General features: G+C 32.7%; 13 protein-coding genes. 9 read left to right on the plus strand and 4 right to left on the minus strand.

The genetic code is table 11. The features are described 5' to 3' along the window. From B2X73_RS02860 to B2X73_RS02875, 4 genes are all read left to right on the plus strand, one after another. Window positions 1-702 (plus strand): RNA methyltransferase (locus tag B2X73_RS02860; RefSeq protein ID WP_291095647.1); only part of this gene is annotated, 702 nt, incomplete at its 5' end. A gap of 88 nt (window positions 703-790) precedes the next feature. Then, on the plus strand, window positions 791-2059 hold the full coding sequence (locus B2X73_RS02865) for a serine hydrolase domain-containing protein (protein WP_291095649.1): 1269 nt from the start codon (window positions 791-793) through the stop codon (window positions 2057-2059). A gap of 145 nt (window positions 2060-2204) precedes the next feature. Next, window positions 2205-2588, plus strand: coding sequence for an HU family DNA-binding protein (locus B2X73_RS02870; protein ID WP_291095651.1), 384 nt, complete (start codon window positions 2205-2207; stop codon window positions 2586-2588). Between the two features lie 180 nt (window positions 2589-2768). Further along, on the plus strand, window positions 2769-3182 hold the full coding sequence (locus B2X73_RS02875; RefSeq protein ID WP_291095653.1) for a GxxExxY protein: 414 nt from the start codon (window positions 2769-2771) through the stop codon (window positions 3180-3182). Between the two features lie 271 nt (window positions 3183-3453). On the opposite strand, the gene B2X73_RS02880 is transcribed toward B2X73_RS02875, so the two are convergent. Both B2X73_RS02880 and B2X73_RS02885 read right to left on the minus strand, forming a co-directional pair. Next, window positions 3454-4566: an ABC transporter permease gene (locus B2X73_RS02880; RefSeq protein ID WP_219033706.1), complete on the minus strand. Its 1113-nt coding sequence runs from the start codon at window positions 4564-4566 to the stop codon at window positions 3454-3456. Further along, the gene (locus B2X73_RS02885; protein WP_291095655.1) at window positions 4566-6638 is read right to left on the minus strand and encodes a carboxy terminal-processing peptidase; all 2073 of its coding nucleotides are present in this window, start codon (window positions 6636-6638) and stop codon (window positions 4566-4568) included. The genes B2X73_RS02880 and B2X73_RS02885 overlap by 1 nt, the downstream gene beginning before the upstream one ends. Window positions 6639-6831: 193 nt before the next feature. Between B2X73_RS02885 and surE the strand changes: the two genes are divergently transcribed. Further along, the gene (gene surE, locus B2X73_RS02890) at window positions 6832-7599 is read left to right on the plus strand and encodes a 5'/3'-nucleotidase SurE (protein ID WP_219033704.1); all 768 of its coding nucleotides are present in this window, start codon (window positions 6832-6834) and stop codon (window positions 7597-7599) included. A gap of 82 nt (window positions 7600-7681) precedes the next feature. On the opposite strand, the gene B2X73_RS02895 is transcribed toward surE, so the two are convergent. Beyond that, window positions 7682-8878, minus strand: a complete 1197-nt coding sequence (locus B2X73_RS02895; RefSeq protein ID WP_221854161.1) for a tetratricopeptide repeat protein — start codon at window positions 8876-8878, stop codon at window positions 7682-7684. 3 nt (window positions 8879-8881) lie between these two features. Beyond that, the gene (gene gyrA, locus B2X73_RS02900; RefSeq protein WP_219033702.1) at window positions 8882-11455 is read right to left on the minus strand and encodes a DNA gyrase subunit A; all 2574 of its coding nucleotides are present in this window, start codon (window positions 11453-11455) and stop codon (window positions 8882-8884) included. Between the two features lie 364 nt (window positions 11456-11819). Here gyrA and rpmH point away from each other — a divergent pair, with 364 nt between their 5' ends. The 4 genes from rpmH to B2X73_RS02920 all read left to right on the plus strand — a co-directional run bounded on the left by rpmH (window position 11820) and on the right by B2X73_RS02920 (window position 14773). Further along, complete coding sequence (gene rpmH / locus B2X73_RS02905; RefSeq protein ID WP_019974979.1) at window positions 11820-11978, plus strand: 50S ribosomal protein L34; 159 nt, start codon at window positions 11820-11822, stop codon at window positions 11976-11978. Window positions 11979-12061: 83 nt separating this feature from the next. Beyond that, on the plus strand, window positions 12062-12754 hold the full coding sequence (locus tag B2X73_RS02910; protein ID WP_038333079.1) for a cell division ATP-binding protein FtsE: 693 nt from the start codon (window positions 12062-12064) through the stop codon (window positions 12752-12754). An 80-nt stretch (window positions 12755-12834) separates the two neighbouring features. Next, window positions 12835-13950, plus strand: coding sequence for a hypothetical protein (locus tag B2X73_RS02915; protein ID WP_291072327.1), 1116 nt, complete (start codon window positions 12835-12837; stop codon window positions 13948-13950). A gap of 10 nt (window positions 13951-13960) precedes the next feature. After that, entirely contained in the window at window positions 13961-14773 is an 813-nt protein-coding gene (locus tag B2X73_RS02920; protein ID WP_291075815.1) for a 2OG-Fe(II) oxygenase, read from the plus strand. Window positions 14774-14785: the final 12 nt, after the last annotated feature.

A 14785-nucleotide genomic window follows, 5' to 3' on the forward strand; every position in this document is an offset into this window, starting at 1 on the left:
TCTAAAAAATATAGACAAAAATATAATTTGTTTGTCGTAGAAGGTGTTAAAAATATTGGGGAAGTTATAAAAAGTTCTATAAATATTAAAGAATTATTTATAACTGAAGACTTTTGGCCAGAAGCTACACATATCAAAAAGACTTTTATTGAAGAAAAAGACTTGAAAAAGATCAGTTTCTTAACTACTCCGAATGTAGGTTTAGCACTTTGTGAATTACCTAATTATAACGAAAACATCAAGTTGAATGGTTTAAGTATTGCTTTGGATGATATTCGAGATCCAGGTAATTTAGGAACAATTATCCGCTTGGCTGATTGGTTTGGTGTAGAGGATATTTTGTGTACCAAAGAATCTGTTGATATGTACAACCCAAAAGTTGTGATGTCGACAATGGGCTCTTTTACACGAGTGAAAGTTCATTATATCGATTTGGAGAAATACTTGTCTGACTATAAAGGAAACATTTTCGGGACTTTTATGGAAGGAGAATCTATTTATGAACAAACACTTCCACAAGAAGGTATCTTGGTAATGGGGAACGAAGCGAATGGAATTTCTCCAGAAATCGAGAAGTTAACGACAAATAAACTAAGTATTCCGTTCTTTGGGAAAAATGGTTCTACCGAAAGTCTCAACGTAGCTGTTGCAACAAGTGTCATCTTAGGCGAGTTTAAGTCTCAACTTTCGCACAAATCATAAAAAAAACTTAATGTTTCTAAACGGGTAACTATTCCACAAATAAATATATACTTTAGTAGAAACAAACAATAAGATTAAGAAAAAACACATGAAATATGTAGCGGTTGTTCTTGCTTCTGCAATGCTGTTTATGGGAAGCTGTAGCAAGAAAAACGAACAAAAAGAAGAAGTTAGAAAGAAGGATCCTCATGCTTTGCGCTATGATTCGTTGGATTGGAAAGCAGATTTCAAGCCAATGAAGTACACACAAGCAGAACTTAATGATTACAGAAATAAACTAAACACCTATTATAAAGACTTTTGGGTTGACGGGAAAGTGAGCGGAGGTTTGTTGGTTGTGAAGAATGGGCAAGTACTTTTAGAGCAATATCAAGGGATGGCAGACGAAAGACATAAGCGTCCAATCACTGCCGAAACGCCTATTCACATAGCATCTATCTCGAAAGTTTTTACATCTATGGCGATACTTAAGCTGGTCGAGAAAGGTAAAATCAAATTAGATCAAAAAGTAAATACAATATTAGAAGGTTTTCCTTACGACGATATCACGGTTCGTAATTTGCTAAATCACCGCAGTGGTTTGCCAAATTATGCCAACGTTTTGTGGAATAACAAGAAGGTAATGATGGATCGCGAGAAACCAATTTCTAATCAAGATGTGTTAGATATCTTTAGAGAATTTGACGTTAAACAAATTCGTCCCGCAGACAAAGGGTTTTATTACTCGAACACCAACTTCGCTTTCCTTGCTTTAGTAATCGAAAAGATTATGAAAATACCTTATCCGAAAGCAATGAAATACATGGTTTTTGACCCTCTTGAGATGAATAACACCTTTGTTTTTGAGTATGATCGCGATAAAGATACAGTAGCTCGTTCTTACAAATACAATGGTTACGAGTGGGCTTGGGATGATTTTGACCGCACGTATGGAGACAAAAATATCTACTCAACGCCAAGAGATCTTTACAAGTTAGATGTTGCCATGTATTCAGACGATTTTTTACCGAAGAAGATCAAGAAAGAAGCTTTCCAAGGATATAGTTACGAGCAGAAAGGTTTCAAGAATTATGGGCTTGGAATGCGCTTGTTAGAATATGACAATGGTAAAAAATTATTGTATCACAATGGTTGGTGGCACGGGAATAACACCGTTTTTGTACACGATGTTAACAATCAATTTACGGTAATTGCATTAGGAAACAAGCAGAATAAGAATATATATAGTGCATTCAAATTGGTTGGACTTACAGGAACTTATCCGCTAAAAGCACCTAATAAAGATTCGATGAGGTTGCATCAACAACTAATTGTACCAAAAACAACAGCTAAACTTTCGACCAAAGTTTCAAGATAATAACAAGGCTTTCTTATATAAGGAAGCCTTTTTTGTTTTTATGATATAATGTACTTTATTGATAATCAATAGTTTTATTTTGTTGATTAAATATAAAGTGTTAAATTAGAGTTAATTAACAATTTAATTAAAACACTTATTTTCTATGGCTGTAAAATACAACGTTATTCAGAAGGCTTACCCAGGAGATCCTACGGGGCCTAAAAAGTTCTATGCAAATTCTATTGCAGATGGTGAAGTATCACTTCGAAATTTGAGTAAAGAAATTGCGCAAACCTCATCTATTAGTGAGAGTGATGTGTATGCGACATTGATTGATTTGGCTAAAATGTTATCGAAACATTTGTCAGATGGAAAGATTGTTCGCTTAGGAGATTTTGGTTCTTTTCAAATAAGTATAAGTAGCGAAGGAATGGATGCAATGAACAAAGTAAATTCTGCTTCTATAAAAAGTGCTAAAATACTTTTTAGACCTGGTCTCGATTTACGAGATACTTTAGCTACTTTAAAGTATGAGAAAAAGAAATAGTTAAGATAATTTTTCTAACTTCTAATTGAAGTAAATAAAAAACGTCAAGTGGTTTTCATTAAAATCACTTGACGTTTTGTTTAAAACCTCCTTAGGTTTTATATAAAAGGTAGGGAGGTTTTATGAAAAAGTTATTTATATATCAATTGAATAATCATTAACAACATAGAAACATAGAATATGAAAACTAAAAAATATTTAGATGAATTAACTTATGAAATAATAGGTTCTGCTATAGAAGTTCATAAAACAATGGGAAGAGGATTGTTAGAAAGTGTTTATCATCAATGCTTAAAAGAAGAATTAAATCATAGGAAAATAAATTTTCTCACAGAAATGAAGGTTCCAGTTATCTATAAAGAAAAACTACTTGATCTCGATTTTCGTTGTGACCTCTATGTAGAAAATAGTATAGTTGTTGAGTTAAAAGCCGTGCAAGATATTGTTCCTGCTTATGAAGCTCAATTATTAACTTACATGAAACTACTGAAATGTCCAAAAGGAATACTAATTAACTTCAATTGTTTTAACATATTTAATGAAGGACAAAAAACGTATGTTAATGAGTTTTTTACTCATCTTCCAAATTATTAAACCAATGTATTTATATTGTTAGAATAGATAGGTTTTAATTTTGTTTTGGTAAATAATTAACTACATAGAAACATAGATTTTGATTAATAATGATAAACTTCTATAAATCTATTGTGAAAATAAAATATCTATTCTAATCTTTATAAATATTTAACCTATGTATCTATGTGGTTAAAAAAGATAAAATATTAACCACATAAAGACATAGATAAAGATATAACTTGTGTTTTAAAGTATTAAAAAAAGAAAAGTATAAAACTTTATAAGCTTCTTACTGCTTAATATCCATAATATCTCGCAATACATTCCCAAAGATATTAAACCCAAGAACCAATAACATAATAGCTAATCCCGGTAGAATTGCCAAATGTTGTTTCCCTAAAATAATATGATTATAATGTTCTTTTATGATATTTCCCCAAGACGGAGTAGGAGGTTGTGCGCCAATTCCAAGAAAACTAAGACCGCTTTCTACTAAAATTGCCGAAGCAAAATTGGCAGCAGATATAACGATAATAGGTGCAACAACGTTAGGTAATATTTGGTTGAAGATAATTCTTGTGTCCGAAAATCCTAAAGCTTTTGCTGCTTCTACAAATTCTTTTTCTCTGTATGATAGGAATTGTCCGCGAACTACACGTGCAACTTCTACCCACATCGTTAGTCCAACTGCGATAAATATCTGCCAAAATCCTTTTCCAATAGCTAAGGTAATTGCAATAACCAATAGTAATGTTGGGATAGACCACACAACGTTTATCAACCACATTATAATGTTATCTGTTCGTCCCTTGTAATAACCTGCAAGAGCGCCCAAGGAAATTCCGACAACTAATGAAATGAAAACAGCGATAAACCCGATAAGAAAAGAAATTCTTGTCCCGATGATTAATCTAGAATAAAAGTCTCTTCCGTAAGAATCTGTTCCAAGTAAATAGGTTTTTGTATAGATAAAATCCTTCTCTATATCTTGCGTTTTGATGTTATGCTTTGTCCAAGTTAACAAATCTATCTTTATTGCTTCACCACTTAGTCCGTTCCCTATATATGGAATATAAGTAATGCTTTGTCCATCTCTTTTGTAAGATGTAATACTTATTTGTTCGGTATCGATTTCTTTCCCGAATATAAAATCAGAAAAGTTCGTTTTTCCTGAATAATTAGGTAAAGGGATTTCGATTGTTTTTTGCTGATAACCTATAGGTGAATATGCAATGGTTAGGTCCTGTCTGTTTGCATTTTCCGTTTTGTCGGACGCAAAGACATAAGCAAAAATAGAAATGATTGCAGCTAATACTATTACACTAAAAGAAAGAACACCAAGGGTGTTCTTTCTTAATTTATTGAATATGATTTGAGAAAATGAACCGTTTTCTTGTTCCATTATTTAATGTCTCTTAAAACGTTAACAGCTTCGTTTAAATAAAAGTCTTTTTGCATTCCTTTGAACCAATTGTTACGTTTAGCTTTTAGAACAGTATCTGTTTTAGTAGTTGCTAAATCGTTTTGATTCATTGTAAATTTGAAATTGTTTTTATACTTGTCTAAAGTTTCGAATTTCTTGATTTTATCTTCGCGTGTTTTACGGTACGTTTTGTAATCTTCTAAGTTCAAAGGAATCTCTTTTACGTCTTCCATTGATTTGATGAACTTGAAACTTTCGTTCATTAATGCTAAGTGAGCATTGTTTGCCAAACGATTTTTACTGTTCGTTTTAATCTTCGCTAAATCGAAAGCAGAAGGCCATTTTGCAATAACCAATGGTTTGATTTGATCCCAGTTCAAGGCTTCTGAACGAGAAGCTTCGCTGATATCTTCGTAAGTGAATTGATCAACTAATGCAATGTCCGATTGAACTCCTTTCAATTGTGTAGAACCTCCGTTTACTCGGTAGAATTTTTGTATTGTTAACTTAATAGCGCCTAACTCATCACTTCCCGACTGACGATCTAAAGGCAAGATTGTTTGTACAGTACCTTTACCAAAGGTTTGCGGAGAACCCACGATAACAGCGCGACCATAGTCTTGCATTGCTGCAGCAAAAATCTCTGACGCAGATGCAGAAAGCTCGTTAACCATTACTACTAAAGGTCCGTCGTATGCGATAGAATTATCTTTGTCTTCGTGAATTTTAAGCATTCCGTCCGAACGTCTCACCTGAACAATTGGTCCTTGATTGATGAACAATCCAGAGATTTTAACTACCTCTTCAAGAGAACCTCCTCCATTATTTCTAACATCGAAGACAAGACCTTTGATGTTTTCTTTCTTCAATATATCAATTTCTTTCTTGATATCATCCGAAGGATAACGTCCGCCTTCTTTTCCCATTGGAGTGTAGAACTCAGGTAAATAGATGATTCCGTATTTATCTCCCTTCTCGTCCGTAATAACAGATGAGCGAGCAAACACTTCCTCTGATTCAATCACTTCACGAATCAAAGAGATTGTTTGTTGAGAACCGTCTTTTTTCTGAATAGTCAAGACAACTTCTGTTCCTTTCTTCCCTTTAATTAGGCGAATAGCATCGCTTAAAATCATCCCAACGATGTTTTTAGCTTCACCATTTTTCCCTTGTGCAACTTTAATGATCTTGTCACCAACTTCTAATTTATTGCTCTTCCAAGCTGGTCCGCCAACAATTAATTCAGCAATTGTAGCGTAACCTCTTTTGTCTTGTATTTTGGCTCCAATTCCTTCCATTTGTCCAGACATTTCGAATTCGAAATCCTCTTTACTTGTTGGAGAGAAGTATGTTGTGTGCGGATCGTATTGTTCTGTGAACGAGTTCATGTAAATAGAAAAATAGTTCTCGCGTTTTGTTTGTTTTATACGACGGAAATAGTCAGAAATCAAGTCTTTAACTTCTTCACGCGCCATCTTTTCTACTTCTGCAAAAGGCGTATCTTTTGTGATTTTCTTTTTCTCATCTGCCAAAGGATCTTTTATAGGTTTTATAGAAGAAGAGTTGTCTAATGTATCTTTCTTTTGACCTTTTAATTCGTCTTGCATTGAAATGATTTCTAACATCACGTTATATTTCAAATATTTGCGCCACAAATCTTTTGATTCGTTCTTATCTTTCGCGAATTTTGATGTTTTATAATCGATGTTGAAATTCTCTTTTTGATTGAAATCAAAAGGTTTTGACAAGGCATCCATCGAATATTTTTCAGCGTCAGCAATACGTTTGTAGATTGTGTCAACAGTAGAATTGTAGAAACCTAAGTTTTCTGATTTGTAATAATCATCTAAATTGTGATAATCTTTTTTGAATAGATCATAATCAGATTGCAATAAAAAACGTTTGCTTGGATCAATGTATTCTAAATATTTATTGAAAACATTTTCCGAAAATTTATCATCTACAGTAGCAGGTTTGTAATGTAGGTAAGTTAGGGTGTTTCGTGTATTTTTTACGATTAACTTTTCTCTTTCTTCATCTGTGTCTAGCATGGGTTTGCAAAAGCAAAAAGCAAGCAAACTCATTGATAAAAACGATAGTAATACATACGTTTTTTTAATTAACATATTGCGTTGGTATTATATAAATTAATAATTTAAGACTCCTTCAAATATAAAACAAAAAAGAAATTAGAAGGAAGTTTTTTACATTTGTAAAAATGATGAATAAAAGTAAGAATAAAATATGGAAAGACCGCTAATTTTAGTTACAAATGATGATGGAGTAACTGCGCCTGGAATAAGAGCGTTGATAGAGATTGCAAAAGGATTTGGAGAAGTTTATGTTGTTGCGCCAGATAGTCCGCAAAGTGGAATGGGGCATGCGGTGACAATAAATTCGACATTGTTTTGTGATGAAATAGAAGTTGATGAAGATGTAAAAGAGTATGCGTGTTCTGGAACGCCAGTGGATTGTGTGAAATTGGCTGTTTCGCAAATTTTACCTCGTAAACCAGATTTGTGTATTTCGGGAATTAATCACGGATCGAATTCGTCGGTGAATGTGATTTATTCGGGAACAATGTCTGCTGCTGTAGAAGCTGGAATAGAAGGGATTCCTGCGATTGGTTTTTCGTTGTGTGATTTTGCTTATAATGCTGATTTTAAAGCTGGAGAAGAATTTATTAAAACAATTATTGATCAAGTTTTAAAACATAAATTACCAAAAGGTGTAGTGTTGAATGTTAATATTCCGAAGTTGAAAGAACATGAAATAAAAGGAATAAAAGTTTGTCGCCAAGCTGATGCAAAATGGGAAGAAAAATTTGATAAACGTGAAGATCCTCGTGGAAGAACGTATTATTGGATGAGTGGAGAGTTTAAAAATCTTGACAAAGGTGAAGATACAGACGAACGTGCTTTAGAGGAGGGTTATGTTTCTGTTGTACCAGTTCGTTATGATTTGACAGCCCATCATTTTTTACCAGATTTAAGAAATTGGGATTTGTTCTAAGTTCGTTAAATCTACATTCAGAATGATAAAGCATAAAAAAAGGACTTCAATTGAAGTCCTTTTTTTTAAAATATTGAAATAATTATTTTACTAATTTTTTCTCAGCGTCACGATAGAAATTTTCTTTTTGTTCGTTTCCTAAAGTTTTGTAAGCTTGAATTAAGTTACGAATAACTTGACGATTTTCTGGTTGAATTTCGTACATTTTTTCAAGATAAGGAGCTGCTTCTGTAAACAAAGCTTTGCGTTTTACTTCGTTTGCATTATAAATTTCTTTCTCTTTTTTAGATGTTCCTAAATTGTTGTTCATTGTTTCAACAATTTCTTTGTCTGGTTGCAAAATAGCTAAAACTAAATTGTTGTAAGACTCGAAATGTTTAGGATTTAATTCAATCGCTTTTTTGAACAAGTTTTTAGATTCTTCTGCTTTAGAAGCGTCATCTAAATATAAAACTCCTAAGTTGTAATAATTTTGTGCATCGTTTGGATTAATTTTAATCGCTTCTTCGATACGTTTTGTCATTTTATCAGAGTTTCCAGAAACTTGGTAAATTCCAGTTGCGATATTGTTGATGTCAGCATCTTTTGGATATTTTGTAGTTGCTTCTTCTACGATAGTATCGTATTTTTTCGCATTGTACAATCCATTAAGTGCTAAAACATACATGTCACGGTTGTAATCTTTTGTTTGATTAGCTGATTTACCAGTGAATCCTTTTGCCGCTAATTCTTTCAAAATCGTTAACGATTTATCATAATCAGCTGCGTTGTAAAAACAGATTGCAGCTTGATATTTATAGATATCTTCTTTTGTACCTAAAGCTTCAACTAAGTTGAAAACATTTAAGAATTTTGTTCCAGCCTCAGTAAATTGTTTTGCGTCCATTGCTTTGTTTGCAGCGTCTAATTCTTTGTTTGCTAAATTAGAAACTTCAGATTGCAACAAGAAACCATATTTTGGTTGTAAAGCAACTTCTTTCGCTTTTGCGTAATTACCACTAGCTGTAGCTTTATCTAAATCGGCTTGAGAATAGTAAAATTCGTCTTTTTTAGAGTCTTTATTTTTGACTTGCCAAACTTTACCGTTTTCGTATTTAGATAATTTTGCTAAATCTTGACTTGCTTTTGTAACGTCACCTTTTGCTAAGTTTTCTTTTGCTGATTTATTATATTTTTCAGCTAAAACTGTAGGTTCTGTCGTTAATTCTTCTGTGTTAGTTTGAGCGAATGATGTCGACATTGCTAAAACTAATCCTAAACTAAATAATAATTTTTTCATTGATTATTCATTATTTGGATCCTCAGCAGGCGTTTCTTCTGCTTGAGTTTCGTTGTTTTCGTTTGTGTTTTCTACAACAATTGGATTTCCTTCTTCATCAAGTTCTACTTCGTTTTCCAATTCTTCTTCAACTTGTACTTTTGCAATTGCTGCAATTTCGTCGTTCTTTTTCAAGTTAATCAATCGAACACCTTGTGTTGCACGACCCATTACACGAATTTCATCTAAACCAGTTCTAATAGCAACTCCAGATTTATTAATGATCATTAAATCATCTTCGTCTGTAACAGCCTCAATCGCGATTAATTTTCCTGTTTTATCAGTAATATTAAGTGTTGTTACACCTTTACCTCCACGATTTGTTTCACGATAATCTTCGATAGAAGAACGTTTTCCGTAACCTTGTTCAGAAACAACTAATACAGTTTCTTTTTCTACATCAGTCACAACAATCATCCCGATAACCTCATTATCTGGTTGATCTCCTAAGTTGATTCCGCGAACACCAGAAGCAGTACGACCCATTGGACGAACTTTCTCATCTTCGAAACGGATAGCTTTACCATATTTAGAAGCGATCATAATTTGAGATTTACCATCTGTTAATAAAGCTTCTAATAATGTGTCACCTTCGCGAACAGTAATTGCGTTGATACCATTAACACGTGGACGAGAATAAGCTTCTAAAGATGTTTTCTTGATGATACCATTTTTAGTTACCATGATTACGTAATTATTATTTACGTATTCTTCGTTCATTAAATCATGTGTAAGGATATATGCTTTTACTTTATCATCTGGCTCGATGTTAATCAAATTCTGAATTGCACGACCTTTAGATGTTTTAGAACCTTCTGGAATTTCGTACACACGCATCCAATAACATTTTCCTTTTTCTGTAAAGAATAACATGTATTGGTGGTTAGATGCCGAAACCATATACTCTAAGAAATCTTCGTCACGTGTTGTAGCGGCTCTATTACCAACTCCTCCACGAGATTGTTTGCGGTATTCAGAAAGTGGTGTACGTTTGATGTAACCCATGTGAGAAATCGTTAAAACAACTTGCTCATCAGGAATTAAATCTTCGATATTTAAGTCTCCACCTGCGTAATCGATATCTGTACGACGTTCGTCACCATATTTTTTACGAATTTCTAATAACTCATCTTTGATAATTTGCATACGTAAATCTTCGTTTGCTAAAATATCTTTCAAATGGTTAATCATTTTCATGATTTCTTCGTACTCTTCACGAATTTTATCAATCTCAAGACCAGTCAATGTACGTAAACGTAAATCTAAGATTGCACGTGCTTGAATTTCTGATAACTCGAAAGCTTCCATTAATCCTGTGCGCGCTTCGTCTGGTGTTGCAGATTCGCGAATGATTTTAATTGCACGATCAAGATCATCTTGTGTTCCGATTACTTTCATGTAACCTTCTAAGATATGAGCTCTTTCTTGCGCTTTTCTCAATTCGTATTCCGTACGACGAACAATCACTTCGTGACGATGTTCTACGAAATGATAAATCATGTCTTTCAAATTCAATTGCTCTGGTCTACCTTTTACCAACGCAATGTTATTTACACTGAAAGATGATTGTAATTGAGTAAATTTATATAGTTTATTTAAAACGACGTTAGGAACCGCATCCATTTTAAGGACATAAACGATACGCATACCTTTACGGTCAGATTCGTCACGAATCTCAGAAATACCATCTAATTTACCATCTTTTACCAACTCAGCAGTTTTTGCAATCATATCTGCCTTGTTAACTTGGTAAGGAATTTCTGTAGCGATAATACAATCGCGACCATGTACTTCTTCGAAATTAGTTTTTGCACGTAAAACAACACGTCCACGTCCAGTTTCGAAAGCTTGTTTTACACCATCATAGCCATAGATAGTACCTCCTGTTGGGAAGTCTGGCGCTTTGATGTATTGTGTTAATTCGTCAATTGTAATCTCACGATTGTCGATGTATGCAATTGTTCCGTCAATAACTTCTGTTAAGTTATGTGGCGCCATATTTGTTGCCATACCAACCGCAATACCAGATGCACCATTTACTAATAAGTTTGGAACACGAGTAGGTAATACAGTAGGTTCTTGGATAGTATCGTCAAAGTTTAGTTGAAAGTCAACTGTCTCTTTATCTAAATCAGCTAATAATTCGTCTGAAATTTTTTGAAGTCTTGCTTCAGTATAACGCATTGCAGCAGGTGGATCACCATCTACAGAACCGTAGTTACCTTGTCCGTCAACTAATAAGTAACGCAAAGACCAAGGTTGCGCCATACGTACCATTGTGTCGTAAACAGAACTGTCGCCGTGTGGGTGAAATTTACCTAAAACTTCCCCTACAATACGTGCCGACTTTTTGTAAGAACGATTAGAAAAAACACCTAATTCATACATTCCGAATAATACTCTACGGTGTACAGGTTTTAAGCCATCACGCACATCCGGAAGCGCACGAGATACGATTACCGACATCGAATAATCGATGTAAGCGGATTTCATTTCATCCTCAATGTTAATTGGGATTAGTCTTTCTCCTTCAGTCATATTGTTTTGTTATATAAGGTGGCTAATATACGAATTTTAAGCTAAAATAAGATTGATAAAAACAAGATATTTGATGTTTTATGAAAGTTTTAAGGAAACTTTTCTAATCCTTCTAAAAATAGCTTTGTTTTATCCTCGTAAATGATATTGTTGATAAGTTTTAATTGTTATTGTTTTAATTTTCTCTTGCTTAACAAAAAAATGTTTTTATATTTGCACTTCGAAAATTACAAAGTGTAGAACGGAACGCGGTTTACTATTAATTCAGCTTTTTTGTAATTTTCTATCAATTTGATTTTTGAATTAATAATAATAACTGTATATTTGCAACCCATTCGAGTAATGGATTAGAAACTTAGTAAAGATGAGTAAGAGAACATTTCAACCAAGTAACAGAAAAAAAAGAAACAAACACGGATTCCGTGAGCGTATGGCTTCTAAAAACGGGCGCAAAGTATTAGCTGCTCGTAGAAAGAAAGGAAGAAAAGCATTAACTGTTAGTGAAGTAAGAGCTAAAAGATAATCGCTACAATTCATAAAAAATAAGCTTGAAGGTCGTTCTTTCAAGCTTTTTTTTTACATTTGTTTTAAAGACTGTAGAAAAGTATGGAAGCTAAAAATGTAATTGAGTTAAGTCAATCATCTATATATCAAAGAAATCATTTAGTATTATCTGACGTTAATTTTACACTTAATGAAGGAGAATTTGTCTACCTTATTGGAAAAACAGGAAGTGGAAAAAGTAGTTTGTTGAAAGTGCTTTATGGTGATTTGCCGCTTCAATCGGGACAAGGTTCTGTGGTTGGAATGGATTTGAAATCATTGAAAACAAGTAAGATTCCTGATCTTAGAAGACATTTAGGAATTGTTTTCCAAGATTTCCAATTGTTAACAGATCGTACAGTTGAGCAAAATTTGACGTTCGTTTTGAAAGCAACAGGTTGGAAAGATAAGGCTACAATCGATAAACGTATTGATGAGGTTTTAGATTCGGTAGGGATGTTGTCAAAAAAGAAAATGATGCCTTTCCGTCTTTCTGGAGGAGAACAACAGCGTGTTTCTATAGCTCGTGCTTTATTAAATCATCCTGAATTAATTTTAGCAGATGAGCCTACAGGAAACCTAGATCCAGAAACGTCAAATGATATTATGGATTTATTGTTGTCGGTATCGAAAGAAAATAATTGTGCAGTTTTGATGGCTACACACGATTATGAAATTATTCGTCGCTATCCTGCGCGTAAAGTGCGTTGTGAAGACGGAAGATTATTTGAAGTTGCGGAAGCGATATCAGAATAAGATAAATTACACAATATAATTTTAAAGAAAGAGTTTACTTAGTTGTAGACTCTTTTTTTTGTTAAATAATTAACTAACTAATGTATCAAGGTAATAAACTTCATTTTATAAGTATGGATGTTCCATTTCCTCCCAATTATGGAGGTGTTATAGATGTTTTTTATAAATTGAAAGCATTTCATCAACTTGGGATTGAGATTCATTTACATCTGTTTGGGTTTAATGAAATAGAAAGCGATGTTTTAAGAAAATATGCTAAAGAAGTTTATTTTTATCCAATACATCAAAAGCCTAATTATATTTTTAAGAAATATCCTATTTCAGTAAGATCGAGGGATAGTCAATTATTGTATGAACGAATTAAATCGTTGAAAGCTCCTATTTTTTTTGAAAGTCTAAAAACAACATTTATTTTGAATAAATATACTCTTGAAGGTTATTCTAAATATTTGAGACTACATAATATTGAGCAAAATTATTTTTCCGGATTGGCTGAAAGCGAAAAGAATCTAGCGAAAAAAGCATTGTTTTATATTGAGGCAAAAAAATATATCCAATACGAAAATATTATCCACCAGTTTGATGAAGTTTTTACACTTTCTAAATTTGAACAAAATTATATTCAAGAAAAATATAATAAAGGAAAATTTGTACCTGTTTTTCATGGAAATGAAACTTTTCAATCATTAAGTGAAAAAGGAGAATTTGCTTTGTATCACGGAGATTTGAGAGCTTCGGACAATTGTAAAGTAGTCGATTTCTTGATAGAAGTTTTTAAAGAAATTGATTATCCTTTCGTTATTGCTTCAGGTTCTAGAGAGGATTGGGTAAAAGCAAAAATTAAAAATCATCCACATATACAATTTGTTAAATTGAAAGATTTTAATCATTTGAAAAAACTTTTCGCAAAAGCTCATCTTAATATTGCGTGGTCTTTTCAGGAATCTGGGACAAAGCTAAAAGTAATAAATGCATTATTCAATAGTCGTTTTTCGATAATTAATGAAAATGTAATAGATGATGAGAAAATTAGTGGACTTTGTGTTCAAGTTTTGAATAAATTAGAGTTGATAAAAGCTATTAATCATTTAAAAAATAAACCTTTTTTAGGGTCAGAAGAATATATTGATACGCTTGAATATGATTTGAATGATAAATTGAATGCCAAAATTATTTTGAAACAAATTTTTAATTAACTTTATGATTATGAACAGAAATCAATTTGCAGATATAATTTTACAACGATTAATTGATCAAAAGGAAGAAATAAGTCAACAATATAATAGTAGCAAAGATAAGATCGGTTATTTTTGGGTTGATGATCTATTACCAGAAGAATTAGTTTTGGAAATAAATCAAGTTTTTCCACAAGAAAAAGAAATGGTGTTGAAAAAAAGTTTGAAAGAAGATAAATATATTGCTGTTCAAATGGATCAATATCATCCTATTTTAGAAGAAATTATTTACGCTTTTCAAGATGAAAGAATCGTAAATTTGATTGCTGAGATTTGCGAAATAAAACAACCTATTCCAGATTCATCTTTGTATGCTGGAGGTTTGTCTATGATGGGAAATCGTCAATTTTTGCAGCCTCATTTGGATAATTCTCACGATGCGAAAAGAGAATTGTGGCGTGTGTTGAATTTATTGTATTATGTAACGCCAGACTGGAAAGAAGAATATGGTGGTAATTTAGAAATTTGGCCAAATGGATTGAAAAATGATCAAATTACGATTTTTAGTAAATTCAATCGATTAGCGGTAATGGCAACGCATAATGATTCTTTGCATTCGGTTTCTCCAATAAAGTTTGAAGGTTTTAGAAAATGTGTTTCAAATTATTATTTTTCTAAAGAACCTTTAAGAGAAACAGATTCTTTTCATGTGACTTCGTTTAGAGGTCGTCCAGAGCAAAAGGTTTTGGATCAAGTTTTGCAAGTTGATAATGCACTAAGAATGGGCGTTAGAAAAGTATTTAAAAAAGGAGTAGTGGAAAATCCGCATATTTATAAAAAATAAAAAAGTAGATTA

The sequence above is a fragment of the Empedobacter sp. UBA7252 genome (genome assembly GCF_002472765.1).
GTDB lineage: Bacteria > Bacteroidota > Bacteroidia > Flavobacteriales > Weeksellaceae > Empedobacter > Empedobacter falsenii_B.

Excerpts from the sequence above, each read along its gene's own strand:
- B2X73_RS02865 (WP_291095649.1), top strand. The coding sequence starts at position 791 with ATGAAATATGTAGCGGTTGTTCTTGCTTCTGCAATGCTGTTTATGGGA.
- B2X73_RS02870 (WP_291095651.1), top strand. The coding sequence starts at position 2,205 with ATGGCTGTAAAATACAACGTTATTCAGAAGGCTTACCCAGGAGATCCT.
- B2X73_RS02875 (WP_291095653.1), top strand. The coding sequence starts at position 2,769 with ATGAAAACTAAAAAATATTTAGATGAATTAACTTATGAAATAATAGGT.
- B2X73_RS02880 (WP_219033706.1), bottom strand. The coding sequence starts at position 4,566 with ATGGAACAAGAAAACGGTTCATTTTCTCAAATCATATTCAATAAATTA.
- B2X73_RS02885 (WP_291095655.1), bottom strand. The coding sequence starts at position 6,638 with ATGCTAGACACAGATGAAGAAAGAGAAAAGTTAATCGTAAAAAATACA.
- surE (WP_219033704.1), top strand. The coding sequence starts at position 6,832 with ATGGAAAGACCGCTAATTTTAGTTACAAATGATGATGGAGTAACTGCG.
- B2X73_RS02895 (WP_221854161.1), bottom strand. The coding sequence starts at position 8,878 with ATGAAAAAATTATTATTTAGTTTAGGATTAGTTTTAGCAATGTCGACA.
- gyrA (WP_219033702.1), bottom strand. The coding sequence starts at position 11,455 with ATGACTGAAGGAGAAAGACTAATCCCAATTAACATTGAGGATGAAATG.
- rpmH (WP_019974979.1), top strand. The coding sequence starts at position 11,820 with ATGAGTAAGAGAACATTTCAACCAAGTAACAGAAAAAAAAGAAACAAA.
- B2X73_RS02910 (WP_038333079.1), top strand. The coding sequence starts at position 12,062 with ATGGAAGCTAAAAATGTAATTGAGTTAAGTCAATCATCTATATATCAA.
- B2X73_RS02915 (WP_291072327.1), top strand. The coding sequence starts at position 12,835 with ATGTATCAAGGTAATAAACTTCATTTTATAAGTATGGATGTTCCATTT.
- B2X73_RS02920 (WP_291075815.1), top strand. The coding sequence starts at position 13,961 with ATGAACAGAAATCAATTTGCAGATATAATTTTACAACGATTAATTGAT.